Raw genomic sequence first — 13,139 nt, forward strand, 5'->3', positions numbered from 1 at the left:
ACAATGGGCGTTGCTGATCGCCATAACAGCAAGTGCCATTTTGTTCCGACAGATACCTAATCTCAGATCTGAGCCGGCATACCTTCTTGATGAGAGAATAGGTGGAATGACCGGCGCCTTCATTGCCAGTCTTGCCATCCCGTATGGTCTGGCTTGGCTCAGTGGGCGCGTGTTCCGGAGGTCCCGTACCGTATTTCTAAGTGTCCTGGGGGTTTTGGCGGTACTCATGTTCCTCTCAAACCTCAGCATGCGCTACGAGTGCCCCACCTGTTTTTGAAGAGATCGTCCGTTATTCGGCATCGGGGCGCATGCTCGCGCGGCCGTCGAATGGCCCTCGCCACCGCAACCATATTCGGCTAGATCACGCGCCGGAGACTCGCTAATGGCAGAGACCGACACCAGAAAGACCATCGTGCTGACCGGCGCCAGCCGTGGCATTGGCCATGCCACGGTCAAGCGCTTTTCACGCGAAGGCTGGCGCGTCATCACCTGCTCGCGCCAGGCCTTTGCCGAGGACTGCCCCTGGCCGGCCGGCCCGGAAGACCACATCAAGGTCGACCTCGCCGACCAGGAGGATGTCGGCATCGCCATCTCGGAAATCCGCCACCGGCTGGAGGCGCATGGCGGACAGCTGCACGCGCTGGTCAACAATGCCGGTATCTCGCCGAAGCTCAAGGACGGCAATAGCCGCATGAACTCGATCGACACGCCGATGCATGTCTGGCGCGACGTCTTCCAGGTGAATTTCTTCGCGCCGATCATGCTGGCCCGCGGCCTGTTCAAGGAGCTGGCGTCGGCCAAGGGCTCGATCGTCAACGTCACCTCGATCGCCGGCACCCGAGTGCATCCTTTCGCCGGTACCGCCTATGCGACCTCGAAGGCGGCACTCGGCTCGCTGACGCGCGAGATGGCGCATGATTTCGGTCCGCACGGCATTCGCGTCAACGCCATTGCGCCGGGCGAGATCGACACCGCGATCCTGTCGCCGGGCACGGAAAAAATCGTCGAGACCATTCCGCTGAGACGGTTGGGCACCACGGCGGAAGTCGCCGACATCATCTTCTTCCTATGCTCGCAGCAGGCGTCCTACGTGACCGGCTCGGAAATCCACATCAATGGCGGCCAGCACGTTTGAGCGAGCAGACCGATCGATATGAGCGTTTCACCGAAACCAACGTGGTTGGATCGCTCATTATCTACGAATGGGCCGCCAGTTTAGATATTTCCGGCGCGCGCGACATACTGGATCGCATAGTCGAGGTCCTCGGCTCTGCGCCTGATATCGCCACGGTCACCGATGAAAAGACGGGCAAGGATTATCTCTATCGAAATTTTGCGAAACGCGACGTTATAACCAAGAAAGATTGGCAGTCGGTCGGGTACTTGTGGAAGAGAAGTCCGAATGTGCTATCGGATTTTTCTATAGACATTGGCTGCTCTGTCGATCGTTTCAGGCTCTTCGAGATTCATATCGATCGAGCTGCTAACGCAGACGCGAAAAAAACCTTCGAAAGAATCATCAAGCTGCTCGTTCAAGAGCTTCAGCCGATCTATGGCGTAGGATTGTCCATGCCATATTCCTGGGGCCCAAGAGCGTTTGCACGTGGCTCAACGTCTTCCCGCTTCGCGACCGTCGACAAAACTTTCTATGGCCCGCCAGAACAGCTACGGGCGCAATCCTTTGTTTTCGGACGAACCTTTCATGCGCGAAGTGATGAACGGCACCTCGACGTAAATCTCCGGGATGTATTCCCGTTCAACTTGCTGTCCCAGGGGCATTTGGACCGTCGGATCGACCGTAAGCGGTTGCAGAATTGGATTCTGGACAACGCCTATGGTGTCTTGCGGCAACTGTCGCCTGTGTCATGGCGGTGGGATGTTCCGCCCGAAGACATTCAAAAGATCAGAAAATTTCTGATCGATGCAGGAATCACGATTGTGAAAGAGCAGCCGTCGTAGCGGTGTCGGCAGCCAAAGCCGGCTCGGTCCTGCTCGCCGTCACCACTTCGACGATCCCACGGGCGATCTCGCGTTCGCCCATGATGACGGTGTCGGCGCCGAGGCCCTTGAGGTGCTCGACCTCGGCGTCGGAATGGGCGCGGGCGATGATTTCGATTGCCGGGTTGGCGGCGCGGGCGCGCAGCACGACCTGCCCGGCCTCGAAGGCGTTGGGGATGGCCAGGATCAGCCGCTTCGCACCCTCGGGATTGGATGCGGCGAACACGTCGCTATTCGCTGCGTTGCCGGCAACGGTTTCGATGCCGTCGGCTTTGAGCTTCGCCAGCGTCTTGTCTGCATCCTCGATGACGAGGAAGGGCAGGGCGGCCTGTTTCAGCGACGCGCCGACGAGGCTGCCGACCCGGCCGTAGCCGATCAGGATAGTGTGGCCGGTCAGCCTCGTCCTGGGCGGCGGGCCACCCTCCTTCGCAGGCGCCGCGACCGAAGCGACCTGGCCGGGCTCGGTCGCCGGGCCGATCGGCCTTGCTTCGCCGGACGGCGCCGCCCTGCCGGCGCGTGCTTCCAGCCAGGGTTTCATCCGGTCGACGGCAAGAAACATCAGCGGATTGAGGACGATCGACAGGATGGCGCCGGCGAGGATGAGGTCGCGGCCTTGTTCGGGCAGCAGCTTCAGCCCGACGCCGAGTTCGGCAAGGATGAACGAGAATTCGCCGATCTGGGCAAGGCTTGCCGAAATCATCAATGCGGTTGCGACCGGATATCGGAAGACGACGACGATGACGAAGGCTGCCAGCGACTTGCCGATAACGATGATGGCCAGCGTCGCCAGGATCGGCCAGCCATTGCTGATCAGGCTGAACGGGTCGAACAGCATGCCGACCGAGACGAAGAACAGCACGGAAAAGGCGTCGCGCAGCGGCAGCGATTCCTCGGCCGCGCGATGGCTGAGCTCGGATTCGCTCATGATCATGCCGGCGAAGAAAGCGCCGAGAGCCAGCGACACACCGAACAGCTTGGCCGCGCCGAAGGCGACGCCAAGCGCAATCGCAAGCACCGCCAGCCGGAACAGTTCGCGCGATCCGGTATGGGCGACGTAGTGCAGGATCCAGGGGATAAGCCGGCGGCCGACCACCAGCATGACCACGACAAAGGCCGCGACCTTGGCCAGTGTGATGCCGACGACGCCCCAGACGCCGTAGCTCGCCGGCAGCGACAGCAGACCGCTGGAGTGCACCTCCACCTGCTCTTGGCCGCCGAGCACGCCGGCCAATGCCGGCAAAAGCACCAGCGCCAGCACCATGGCGAGATCCTCGACGATCAGCCAGCCGATGGCGATGCGGCCGCGCTCGGTCTCGATCAGCCGCCGCTCCTGCAGGGCGCGCAACAGCACCACGGTCGAGGCCACGGAAAGCGCCAGGCCGAAGACCAGCCCGGCGCCCATCGACCAGCCGAGCATCCAGGCAAGGCCGGCACCGAGGGCTGTCGCGAAGCCGATCTGCACGATGGCGCCGGGCACGGCGATGGCGCGAACCGACAACAGGTCCTTCAGCGAGAAATGCAGGCCGACGCCGAACATCAGCAGGATGACGCCGATCTCGGCCAGTTCATTGGCGAGGCCGGCATCGGCAACGAAACCCGGCGTGTTCGGTCCAACCAGAACGCCGGCGACAAGATAACCTACCAGCGGCGGCACGCGAAAACGGTTGGCAAGTGCGCCGAAGACGAAAGCCAGCCCCAGACCGGCGACGATGGTGGCGATAAGGGGCGTGTCATGCGGCATTGTCTATGAAGCGCCTTCAGGAATTGCGATGTCGAGTGTGCGCCGCCCACAAGCCGCCGCCTTGGCAGTATGGAGGCTGCGACAGTCGCGAGACAACCCGCAATCACCGTGAAATCGATGACAAGGCGGCAAAAGGCGGAGAGCCGGCGGGATTTGCCACTACGGCGCGGCTTGCTCAGTAGGGCGCAACCAATTGGCAAACTCGGCGCCGCCCCTCAACCCCCTGCCGGGACCTTCTCCCCGTGCAGAACGGGGAGAAGGGGCTTGGACGCAACGCTGGCGACCCCCTCTCCCCGTCCTTCACGGGGGTCCGAAGGACGGGCGAGACAAGCGGCTCGCCCCGGAATGGGTAAGGGTGAGGGGCAGCGCAAACCGAGCCGATTACCCTGGCCTGCTCCAGCGTGGCGATTAATAAGGAATTGCTGCGCCGCCGATGCCGATCAGGTCGCCTGCAGCAGGTTCTCGATATCGGGTATGCTGTGGTTGGTCAGCGTCTTTGGAATTTCCGACGTTATCTTGTCGGTGACCTCCTTGTGCAGCTTCCTGCGCATGTCGCCCAGCACCGCCGGCGGCGCGATCAGCACGATCTCCTTGAACGTGCCGCGATGCGCGAGCTTGTAGAGCCTGTCGGCAATCTCATCGGCAAAACGCTCCTTGCCGAGACGGTGCCAATCGGTGTCCTCGACCGCACTGCGGTGGACGGAAGGGCCGTCGCTGTAGCGGCCGGGGCGGTCCGTGCCTTGTTCTCGGGTTGCCGGATTTTCCTGCTCCATCTCGTGCACGACCTGAAGGTCGGGATATTGGACGTCTCCACGGTTCTCGAGGAACAGCGCCTTTTCGCCATCTGCCACCACGATCCATAGTCCGCGTTTTAGTCTGACGTTGCTCATGGGGCGCTCCTTTTTTGATTTTTCGAGCCCATCGCCGGGCCTTTGCCGCAGGGGTGTGGCCAAGCCTAGGCCCATAAGGCAAACGCGTGCCGAGGCGGGAATGTTCCGGTATTCGGACCCGGTGCTCCGACAAGGGCCGGCAAGGGTGCGGGGCTGCCGTCGATGGCTCGGTCGGCATCCGGCGGCTTAATCTACTAAATTGATAGAATTTAGAAAAATCTGTTTTGTGCCTAGCTCCTCCAGCCGCTAAAAAGGCGGCGGATCAAGGGCCGCAACAGCAGCTTCAATCCGCTCCGCATTTGAATGTGGAATATTTTTCTCTTGGCGTTCATGCTTGCAGAAAAGAGATTGCCTGCTACCAAGCGATGCGCGAGTGGGTGCCTTCTGGTTTTTCGCGCCCTCGCGTAGAACTGACAAACGGTTCCAGGATTCCGCTCGTCATGCCGCAAGCTACGCCCAAGCTCAATGCGTTTCCCGTCTTCATGCGGGTCGAGGGCGAAGCCGTAGCCATCGTCGGCGGCGGCGAGGAGGCGCTGGCCAAGGCGCGGCTGCTCGCGCAGTCGAGCGCTGTGCTGCGCATCGTCAGCGATGCCGCAAGCGCCGATCTGCTGGCCTTTATCGCCGAGACGGGGGCCACCCACATTGCCGACGCCTACGATGCAGCACATCTCGCCGGTGCGGTGATGGTGTTTGCCGCCAGCGGCGACGAGGCGCTCGACCGCCGCGTTGCCGGGGATGCGCGCCGGCTGGGCATTCCGGTCAATGCCGTCGACCGGCCGGAGCTATGTGATTTCTTCACGCCGGCACTGGTCAACCGCGCGCCGGTCGCCATTGCCATCGGCACGGAAGGCGCCGGCCCGGTCCTGGCGCAGATGCTGCGCAGCCGCATCGACCGCATGCTGTCGCCGTCGCTCGGTCCGCTCGCAGCCCTTGCCGCGTCGTTTCGCGAGGCCGCCGAAAAACTGCTGCCGAAAGGCAATGCCCGTCGCCGCTTCTGGAGCGATTTCTTTGGCGGCGCACCGGCCTGTGCCGTGGAGGCTGGCCGGCTTTCCGAGGCGCATGATGCAGCGGTCGGCCTGTTGCTTTCGAACGAACCGGCATCGGGCCATATCGCGCTTGTAGGCGCCGGTCCCGGCGCCGAGGACCTTTTGACGCTGCGCGCCCATCGCCTGCTGATGGAAGCCGACGTGATCGTCCATGACGCTCTGGTGCCGGAGGCGATCGTCGCCATGGGCCGCCGCGATGCCGAGCGCCTGCCGGTCGGCAAGCGCAAGGGCTGCCATTCCAAGAGCCAGGCCGAGATCAATGCGCTGCTGGTCGAGCTTGGTCACGCCGGCAAGCGCGTCGTGCGGCTGAAGTCCGGCGACCCGCTGGTGTTCGGCCGGGCCGGCGAGGAGATGGCGGCCCTTCGCGATGCAGGCGTCGCCTACGAGGTGGTTCCGGGCGTCACCGCGGCGTTTGCCGCCGCCGCCGATTTCGAACTGCCGCTGACGCTGCGCGGCGTGTCGTCGTCGATGGTGTTCACCACCGGCCATGACCTCAAGGGAAATTCGCTGCCCGACTGGGCAAAGCTCGCCATTTCCGGCGCGACAGTCGCCGTCTATATGGGCCGCTCGGTCGCCGCCGAGGTGGCCGGCCGGCTGATCGAAGCCGGCCTGTCGCCGGATACGGCCGTCGCCGTGGTTGAGAATGCCAGCCTTCCCAACCGCCGCCGTTTCCACGGCACGCTGGCCGACCTGCCGTCGCTGGAGGCGCGTGCCGACCTCAGCGGCCCGGTGATGACCATCATCGGCGACGCCGTCGCCGGCGCCAATTTCGAACGGTCCGAGCCGCTGGCGGCACACAGGCAGGAAAGCGTGGCCCGTGCTGCCGCGCAAGGAGTGAACCAATGAAAGTCCTGACCGCGAACCGCCTCGCCGACGGCATAGCCGTCTGGTACGCCAATGGCGGCTGGGCCGAGACCATCGACCATGCCGACATCGCCCATGACAAGGCGGCCGAGGACCGGCTGGAGGCGATCGGCGCCAAGGCCTCCGCCAACAACGAAGTGGTCGACGTCAATCTGATCGACGTGACCGTGGTCAACGGCAAGGTCGAGGCGGTCCGGCTGCGTGAAAAGATCCGTGCCGCCGGCCCGACCACCCGCAACGATCTGGGCAAGCAGGCCCGTCCGCAAGCCGCACGCGCGGCATAGATGACACAAGCATGATCCCGATCATGCTCGAACGAAAAAAATAACGGGCGGACGCGCCCGGAAAGACCTGAATATGTACCGTTACGATGAGTTCGACCACGATTTCGTCAAGGCCCGCGTCGCCGAGTTCAGCGACCAGGTCGCGCGGCGGCTTGCCGGCGAGATCACCGAAGACCAGTTCCGGCCGCTGCGGCTGATGAATGGCGTCTATCTGCAGCTGCATGCCTATATGCTGCGCATCGCGGTGCCCTACGGCACGCTGAACAGCAAGCAGCTGCGCATGCTCGGCCATATCGCCCGCAAATACGACAAGGGTTATGGCCATTTCACGACGCGCCAGAACATCCAGTTCAACTGGCCGGCGCTGTCGGACATTCCGGCGATCCTGGCCGACCTGGCAAGCGTCGAGATGCACGCCATCCAGACCAGTGGCAACTGCATTCGCAACGTCACCGCCGACCACTTCGCCGGCGCCGCCGCCGACGAGGTTGCCGATCCGCGCCCCTATGCCGAAATCCTGCGGCAATGGTCGTCGGTGCATCCGGAATTCTCGTTCCTGCCGCGCAAGTTCAAGATCGCGGTGACCGGCGCCGAGCGCGACCGTGCCGCCATCCAGACGCACGACATCGGCCTGCATTTGAAGAAGAACGCCGCCGGCGAGCTTGGTTTCGCCGTCTATGTCGGCGGCGGCCAGGGCCGCACGCCGATGGTGGCCAAGAAGATCCGCGACTTCCTGCCCGAAGCGGATCTGTTGTCCTACTGCACGGCGATCCTGCGCGTTTACAACCTCTACGGCCGTCGCGACAACAAGTTCAAGGCGCGCATCAAGATCCTGGTCCATGAGACCGGCGTCGAGGAGATCACCCGCCAGGTCGAGGCCGAATGGCAGGAATTGAAGGACGCCGAGCTGAGGCTGCCGGAAGAAGACATCCGCGCCATCGACGCCTATTTCGCGCCGCCGGCGCTTGTCGACCGGCCGGAAGGCGACGAGGCGGTCAAGCTTGCCCGCCTCGACTCCAAGAGCTTTTCCGAATGGCTGGACCAGAATGTGGTCACCCATCGCTATCCCGACTACGCGGCGGTGACCATCTCGCTCAAGGGCATCGGCGAGACGCCGGGCGACGCCTCCGACAGCCAGATGGAAGCGGTCGCCGACATTGCCGAAAAATATTCATTCGATGAGTTGCGCGTCAGTCACGAGCAGAACCTGATCCTGCCGCATGTGGCGCGTGCCGACCTCAAGGCGGTCTATGACGCGCTTGTCGATATCGGGCTGGCGACGGCCAATTCCAACCTGATTAGCGACATCATCTCCTGCCCCGGCCTCGATTATTGCGCTCTGGCGACGGCGCGCTCGATTCCCGTGGCGCAGGAAATTTCGCGGCGCTTCGCGTCGCTGGAGCGCCAGCGCGAGATCGGCGAATTGAAGCTGAAGATTTCCGGCTGCATCAATGCGTGCGGCCATCACCATGTCGGCCATATCGGCATCCTCGGCGTCGAGAAGAAAGGCGCCGAGCTCTACCAGGTGACGCTCGGCGGCTCGGCCGACGAGAACACCTCGGTCGGCGAGATCATCGGTCGCGGCTTCAGTTCGGAAGAGATCACCGATGCCATCGAGCAGATCGTCGAGACCTATCTCGGGCTTCGGCTGGACAGAAACGAACGATTCATCGACGCCTACCGCCGAGTCGGTCCCGCGCCGTTCAAGGAGGCGCTCTATGCTGGCGAAACCAAGGCCGCTTGACCGTATCGTCGACGTCGAGGCCGGCATCGCCGCGCAAGCGGCGGGCCTCGACGCGCTCTATGGCCACCTGAAGCCGCTGGAGATCATCGAGCGGTCGGCCCGGGAATTCTTTCACGGCGAAATCGCCGCCGTCTCGTCCTTCGGCGCGGATTCGGCGGTGCTGCTGCACATGATCGCCAAAATCGATCGCACGCTGCCGGTGATCTTTCTCGACACCGGCAAGCATTTCGAGGAAACGCTCGGCTATCGTGACGCGCTGGTCGCCGATTTCGGGCTGACCGATATCCGGGTGATCAGGCCCGACGATGCGGCGCTGGCAAGGATCGACCCGACCGGCAATCTGAACGAGACCGATACCGACGCCTGTTGCGACGTGCGCAAGGTCGAGCCCCTGGCGCGCGGCGTCGAGCCGTTCCGCGCCTGGTTCACCGGCCGCAAGCGCTTCCAGGCGGCGACCCGGGCAGCGCTCCCGGTGTTCGAGGCGGTCGGCTCGCGCATCCGTATCAATCCGCTGGCGCACTGGACCACATCGGACCAGGCCGGCTACATGCGCGCACATGCGCTGCGTGAAAACCCGCTGGTCGCCTATGGCTATCTGTCGATCGGCTGCTTCCCATGCACGCAGCCGGTGCAGCCGGGCGATGACGCGCGCAGCGGCCGCTGGGCCGGGCATGCCAAGACCGAATGCGGCATCCATTTGTCGGGGCTGGAAAGGTCGCTGACCGACGCCTCACTTTAGGGTATATTGATATTCAGGTGATGCCGGCCTGCAAACGGCGGCTTCCTGCGCTTCCGGTGCTCACGTACCCAACGTACGCTCCGCTCCGGTTCTCGGAAGCCACCATTTTCGGCTCGGCCTGACCTGAATCTCAACACACCCTGAGGTGTTTTTGCACTTTAGAACCTTGTGGACTTGGGAATTTTCTTGATGAGCGACTTGATAGCCGAAAACGCTACGCGGCTGTGGACACCGGATGGGTTCCGCGAGGACGAGTGGGTTCATGCCGAAAGCGCCGAGGCGCTGGTCGGCAATGGCCGCGTCATCCTGCCGCTGCAGGCGTTTCTCGGCCTCGATCCGGAGGTGCGGCGGTCGGCGAAGGAACGCATCGGCGTGCTGCTGCAGCCCGGCGACCAGCTCGAAAAGATCGCCGGCCTGCTCGATCAGCTGTCGCTGGTGGCGCTGGCCTTCCCGGCGTTCAATGACGGCCGCTCGTTCTCCAAGGGCGAATTGCTGCGCAGCCGTTACCACTTCACCGGCGCCATGCGCGCCACCGGGCAAGTGCTGGTCGACCAACTGCCGCATATGCTGCGCCTCGGCTTCGACGAATTCGAGATCTCGCACCCGGTGCTGCTGAAGCGGCTCGAGCAAGGCCGCACCGGCGGACTGCCGCTTTTCTACCAGCCGGCGGTGAAGCCGGAGGCCAAAGGCCCGAAATATTCCTGGCGGCGGGTGCGCGCCGGCTGATCCGCTCCAGGGGTCAGAAGCCCTATCTGGTCGGACCACATTCCCGATTCAGCCTTTTATTTTGCGCCTCTCCGCCTTACGATAGGCCCATTATTTCGCGATCCGAATAAATGTGGCCACAAGGGAGGAACCGGATATGGCTGGCAAGAAGATATTGATGCTCGTTGGCGAGTTCAGCGAGGAATACGAGATTTTCGTCTTTGAACAGGCCATGCACGCGGTAGGCCATACCGTCCATGTCGTCTGTCCCGACAAGAAGGCCGGCGACATCCTGAAGACCTCGCTGCACGACTTCGAGGGCCACCAGACTTATACGGAAAAGCTCGGCCACGACTACACCCTCAACAAGACGTTTTCCGAGGTCAATCCGGCCGATTACGACGCCGTCTACGCGGCGGGCGGGCGCGGGCCGGAATATATCCGTATCGACAAGCGCGTGCAGGCGCTGGTGCGGCATTTCCATGAGACGGGAAAACCGATCTTCACCATCTGCCACGGCGTGCAGATCCTGATTGCGGTCGACGGCGTGGTGCGCGGCCGCGAGGTTGCGGCGCTGCAATATTGCGAGCCGGAAGTCACGCTGGCCGGCGGCATCTATATCGATGTTGCGCCGACCGGCGCCCATGTCGACGGCAATCTTGTGTCGGCCAAGGGCTGGCCGGGCCTTGCCGCCTTCATGCGCGAATGCCTGAAAGTGCTGGGCACCGAGATCCGCCAGGGCGAAATCCTGATGCGCGACCAACGCCAGGCGGCTTGAGGCTCGGAATTTGGAGCCGCCGCACTCTTCGTGCGGCGGTGCGTCTACACGGCCATCCGCGCTTCGCGGAATGATACCAGCTTGCTGCGGCTCTCGTCCCACAGCGCCAGCTTGACGCAGCGCAGGCTGTCGAGAAGCGTGACGCGGCCGATCTCACGCAATTCCGGATAGTCCCTCAGCACTTCCGGAAGCCGGTAGCATGGCACCTTGGCCGAGAGGTGGTGCACGTGGTGGACGCCGATATTGCCGGTGATCCAGTTCAGCACCGGCGGCAGGTCGTAATAGGACGAACCGTGCAGGGCTGCGTGCTGGAATTCCCACTCGGAGTCCTTTGTCCACTCCGTCTCCTCGAACTGGTGCTGAACATAAAACAGCCAGATGCCGGCCGATCCGGCGAGGATGACGATCGGCAAATGCACGACCAGGAACGCGCCGGGGCCAACGAACCAGATGAGCAGCGCGGCGATGACCGCGATGGCGAGATTGGTCGACATCGACGACACCCAGGGGGTGAGGCCGCCCCGCATCATGCCCAACGGCAGTCTCTGCTCGAAAATGAAGATCCATATCGGGCCAAGGCCGAACATCACCAGCGGATGGCGATAGAGGCGATAGGCGAGCCGGCCCCGCCACGACAGTTGCCGGTATTCGGCGACGGTCAGTGTCTTGATGTCGCCGGTGCCGCGCTCGTCGAGATTGCCGGCGCTGGCGTGATGGGTTGCGTGGGCGCGGCGCCAGCAATCGTAGGGCGTCAGCGTCAGCACGCCAAGCACGCGGCCGATCCAGTCGTCGGCATAGCGGTTGGCAAAGAAGGACCCGTGGCCGCAATCGTGCTGGATCATGAAGATCCGCACCAGAAAGCCGGCTGCCGGAAGGATGAGGACCAGACCCCACCAATGGCCATAGGCATAGGCGGCCGAGGACAGTGCCCACAGCGTGGCGAAGGGAATGAGGGTGATGGCGAGTTCGACGGCGCTGCGACGCCTGTCGGGCTTTTTATAGCGCGACAGGATTTTCAACCAGGCGCGCTTGCTGTTTGCCACAGCTTCGGGGGAAATCATGTTCATCATGAAACATAGGCGGAGCAGGGCGCTGCCGCAAGACGAAGATCACGCAAAGTTACTGCGCGTAAATGTCGCGCGATGGCGAGGAATTGCGGCCGCAATTGCAGGTCGCGTCGTTGGCGGCGGTGTCTACCGACGGCGCCCGCCTGCGACCACCTTGGCTTCCACGCCGTCCAGGCGGTCGAGCAATTCCTTCAGACGGTCGGGAATATCGGACTCCGTGCGGAAGGCCGGCAAGGTGCGCAGAAAGCGCTTGGTCGCCTCGGTGCCGAGCTGGCGCCGGATATCGGCGGCGAGCCCGTCGCGTTTTTCGCCGTTCCTGCGGGGCATCATCTCAAAATCCTGTGTCGGCTTCGAAACTCTTCCAAGGGAGGAATGGTTCCCGCATTGTAGTAGCCTGGCAAGCAAAGCCGTCGGTTACGGTAAAGTTTGAATTAAAATCGAAAGGTTTGCGCGGCCCGCCATCAGGCCGCGGCAGCGGCTGCAGTAGCGCTTGCCCCTTGATTTTTGGCCGCTAAACCTCGATATCGGGCGCAAATCCACACCATTCGAAAAATGACGGGAAACGGCGATGAGCGACCAGGCAAAAGACGAACGCGCGCCCGATGCAGCCGAGAAGACCGAGGCTGCCGCGGAGCCAAGGGAAGGCGGCGTCGACGGCGACTATGAAGCGCTTGTGCGGCTTCTGAAGGAAAACGAAGAGCTGAAGGATCGCGCACTGCGCGTCGCGGCCGACATGGAGAATTTGCGCCGCCGTACCGCCCGCGACGTCCACGATGCGCGCGCCTATGCGGTCGCCAACTTTGCCCGCGACATGCTTTCGGTGTCAGACAATCTGCGCCGTGCCCTGGATGCCATCCCGGAGGAGGCCAAAGCTTCGGGCGATGCCGGGTTCAAAGCGCTGATCGACGGCGTTGAGATCACCGAGCGCGCCATGCTGTCGGCGCTGGAACGTCACGGCGTGAAGAAGCTCGAACCCGAGGGCGAGAAATTCGATCCGAATTTCCACCAGGCGATGTTCGAGGTGCCCAATCCCGACGTCCCGGCCAACACGGTCGTGCAGGTCGTGCAGCCCGGCTATTCGATCGGCGAGCGCGTGTTGCGGCCGGCCATGGTCGGCGTCGCCAAGGGCGGTCCCAAGCATGTGGCAAGCGAAGCGCCGGTCGAGCCGGGGCCGGTCAACGAGCAGGCTGAGAAGGATGCGTGAACTGGGAATAGTGCACCGTTCTGCAGCAACCGTCACCAAAGCGTGAGGGATGATCGACCGCCCCCCAACCTGTCCGATT

13 protein-coding genes are annotated in these 13,139 nt (G+C 63.1%); 9 read left to right on the forward strand and 4 right to left on the reverse strand.

Going from position 1 to position 13,139, the window contains the following annotated elements:
* The first annotated feature begins 382 nt into the window (after positions 1 to 382).
* Both NKI19_RS23585 and NKI19_RS23590 read left to right on the forward strand, forming a co-directional pair.
* Complete coding sequence (locus NKI19_RS23585; protein WP_023675240.1) at positions 383 to 1,135, forward strand: SDR family NAD(P)-dependent oxidoreductase; 753 nt, start codon at positions 383 to 385, stop codon at positions 1,133 to 1,135.
* On the forward strand, positions 1,132 to 1,959 hold the full coding sequence (locus tag NKI19_RS23590; protein ID WP_352488604.1) for a hypothetical protein: 828 nt from the start codon (positions 1,132 to 1,134) through the stop codon (positions 1,957 to 1,959). Before NKI19_RS23585 ends, NKI19_RS23590 begins: the two co-directional genes overlap by 4 nt.
* Here the strand turns inward: NKI19_RS23590 and NKI19_RS23595 are convergent.
* Together NKI19_RS23595 and NKI19_RS23600 are read right to left on the reverse strand one after the other, a co-directional pair.
* Positions 1,931 to 3,739: a cation:proton antiporter domain-containing protein gene (locus NKI19_RS23595; RefSeq protein ID WP_352488605.1), complete on the reverse strand. Its 1,809-nt coding sequence runs from the start codon at positions 3,737 to 3,739 to the stop codon at positions 1,931 to 1,933. The genes NKI19_RS23590 and NKI19_RS23595 overlap by 29 nt on opposite strands.
* A gap of 440 nt (positions 3,740 to 4,179) precedes the next feature.
* A complete protein-coding gene (locus NKI19_RS23600; RefSeq protein ID WP_352488606.1) occupies positions 4,180 to 4,629 on the reverse strand; it encodes a baeRF12 domain-containing protein in 450 nt (149 codons plus the stop codon).
* A 440-nt stretch (positions 4,630 to 5,069) separates the two neighbouring features.
* Here NKI19_RS23600 and cysG point away from each other — a divergent pair, with 440 nt between their 5' ends.
* From cysG to NKI19_RS23630, 6 genes are all read left to right on the forward strand, one after another.
* On the forward strand, positions 5,070 to 6,521 hold the full coding sequence (gene cysG / locus NKI19_RS23605; RefSeq protein ID WP_352488608.1) for a siroheme synthase CysG: 1,452 nt from the start codon (positions 5,070 to 5,072) through the stop codon (positions 6,519 to 6,521).
* Complete coding sequence (locus NKI19_RS23610) at positions 6,518 to 6,823, forward strand: DUF2849 domain-containing protein (protein ID WP_352488609.1); 306 nt, start codon at positions 6,518 to 6,520, stop codon at positions 6,821 to 6,823. The genes cysG and NKI19_RS23610 overlap by 4 nt, the downstream gene beginning before the upstream one ends.
* A gap of 73 nt (positions 6,824 to 6,896) precedes the next feature.
* Positions 6,897 to 8,567, forward strand: coding sequence for a nitrite/sulfite reductase (locus NKI19_RS23615; protein ID WP_352488610.1), 1,671 nt, complete (start codon positions 6,897 to 6,899; stop codon positions 8,565 to 8,567).
* The gene (locus tag NKI19_RS23620; protein ID WP_352565601.1) at positions 8,542 to 9,306 is read left to right on the forward strand and encodes a phosphoadenylyl-sulfate reductase; all 765 of its coding nucleotides are present in this window, start codon (positions 8,542 to 8,544) and stop codon (positions 9,304 to 9,306) included. Before NKI19_RS23615 ends, NKI19_RS23620 begins: the two co-directional genes overlap by 26 nt.
* Positions 9,307 to 9,495: 189 nt before the next feature.
* On the forward strand, positions 9,496 to 10,032 hold the full coding sequence (locus NKI19_RS23625) for a DUF934 domain-containing protein (protein WP_352488612.1): 537 nt from the start codon (positions 9,496 to 9,498) through the stop codon (positions 10,030 to 10,032).
* A gap of 136 nt (positions 10,033 to 10,168) precedes the next feature.
* Positions 10,169 to 10,789, forward strand: a complete 621-nt coding sequence (locus tag NKI19_RS23630) for a DJ-1/PfpI family protein (RefSeq protein ID WP_352565603.1) — start codon at positions 10,169 to 10,171, stop codon at positions 10,787 to 10,789.
* Positions 10,790 to 10,833: 44 nt separating this feature from the next.
* On the opposite strand, the gene NKI19_RS23635 is transcribed toward NKI19_RS23630, so the two are convergent.
* Both NKI19_RS23635 and NKI19_RS23640 read right to left on the reverse strand, forming a co-directional pair.
* Positions 10,834 to 11,856, reverse strand: coding sequence for a fatty acid desaturase (locus tag NKI19_RS23635; protein ID WP_023675248.1), 1,023 nt, complete (start codon positions 11,854 to 11,856; stop codon positions 10,834 to 10,836).
* Between the two features lie 126 nt (positions 11,857 to 11,982).
* Positions 11,983 to 12,186 carry a hypothetical protein gene (locus NKI19_RS23640; protein ID WP_023675249.1) on the reverse strand — a complete coding sequence of 68 codons (204 nt, stop codon included), beginning with the start codon at positions 12,184 to 12,186 and terminating at the stop codon, positions 11,983 to 11,985.
* Positions 12,187 to 12,424: 238 nt separating this feature from the next.
* Here NKI19_RS23640 and grpE point away from each other — a divergent pair, with 238 nt between their 5' ends.
* The gene (gene grpE, locus NKI19_RS23645) at positions 12,425 to 13,060 is read left to right on the forward strand and encodes a nucleotide exchange factor GrpE (protein ID WP_352488613.1); all 636 of its coding nucleotides are present in this window, start codon (positions 12,425 to 12,427) and stop codon (positions 13,058 to 13,060) included.
* The last annotated feature ends 79 nt before the right edge of the window (positions 13,061 to 13,139 follow it).

Origin of the sequence: Mesorhizobium sp. M0751 (assembly GCF_040320265.1) — a bacterium.
Lineage (GTDB): Bacteria > Pseudomonadota > Alphaproteobacteria > Rhizobiales > Rhizobiaceae > Mesorhizobium.

Coding starts and splice junctions, on each gene's coding strand:
- NKI19_RS23610 (WP_352488609.1), top strand. CDS start 6,518: ATGAAAGTCCTGACCGCGAACCGCCTCGCCGACGGCATAGCCGTCTGG.
- NKI19_RS23600 (WP_352488606.1), bottom strand. CDS start 4,629: ATGAGCAACGTCAGACTAAAACGCGGACTATGGATCGTGGTGGCAGAT.
- NKI19_RS23630 (WP_352565603.1), top strand. CDS start 10,169: ATGGCTGGCAAGAAGATATTGATGCTCGTTGGCGAGTTCAGCGAGGAA.
- NKI19_RS23640 (WP_023675249.1), bottom strand. CDS start 12,186: ATGATGCCCCGCAGGAACGGCGAAAAACGCGACGGGCTCGCCGCCGAT.
- grpE (WP_352488613.1), top strand. CDS start 12,425: ATGAGCGACCAGGCAAAAGACGAACGCGCGCCCGATGCAGCCGAGAAG.
- NKI19_RS23615 (WP_352488610.1), top strand. CDS start 6,897: ATGTACCGTTACGATGAGTTCGACCACGATTTCGTCAAGGCCCGCGTC.
- NKI19_RS23620 (WP_352565601.1), top strand. CDS start 8,542: ATGCTGGCGAAACCAAGGCCGCTTGACCGTATCGTCGACGTCGAGGCC.
- cysG (WP_352488608.1), top strand. CDS start 5,070: ATGCCGCAAGCTACGCCCAAGCTCAATGCGTTTCCCGTCTTCATGCGG.
- NKI19_RS23595 (WP_352488605.1), bottom strand. CDS start 3,739: ATGCCGCATGACACGCCCCTTATCGCCACCATCGTCGCCGGTCTGGGG.
- NKI19_RS23635 (WP_023675248.1), bottom strand. CDS start 11,856: ATGAACATGATTTCCCCCGAAGCTGTGGCAAACAGCAAGCGCGCCTGG.
- NKI19_RS23625 (WP_352488612.1), top strand. CDS start 9,496: ATGAGCGACTTGATAGCCGAAAACGCTACGCGGCTGTGGACACCGGAT.
- NKI19_RS23585 (WP_023675240.1), top strand. CDS start 383: ATGGCAGAGACCGACACCAGAAAGACCATCGTGCTGACCGGCGCCAGC.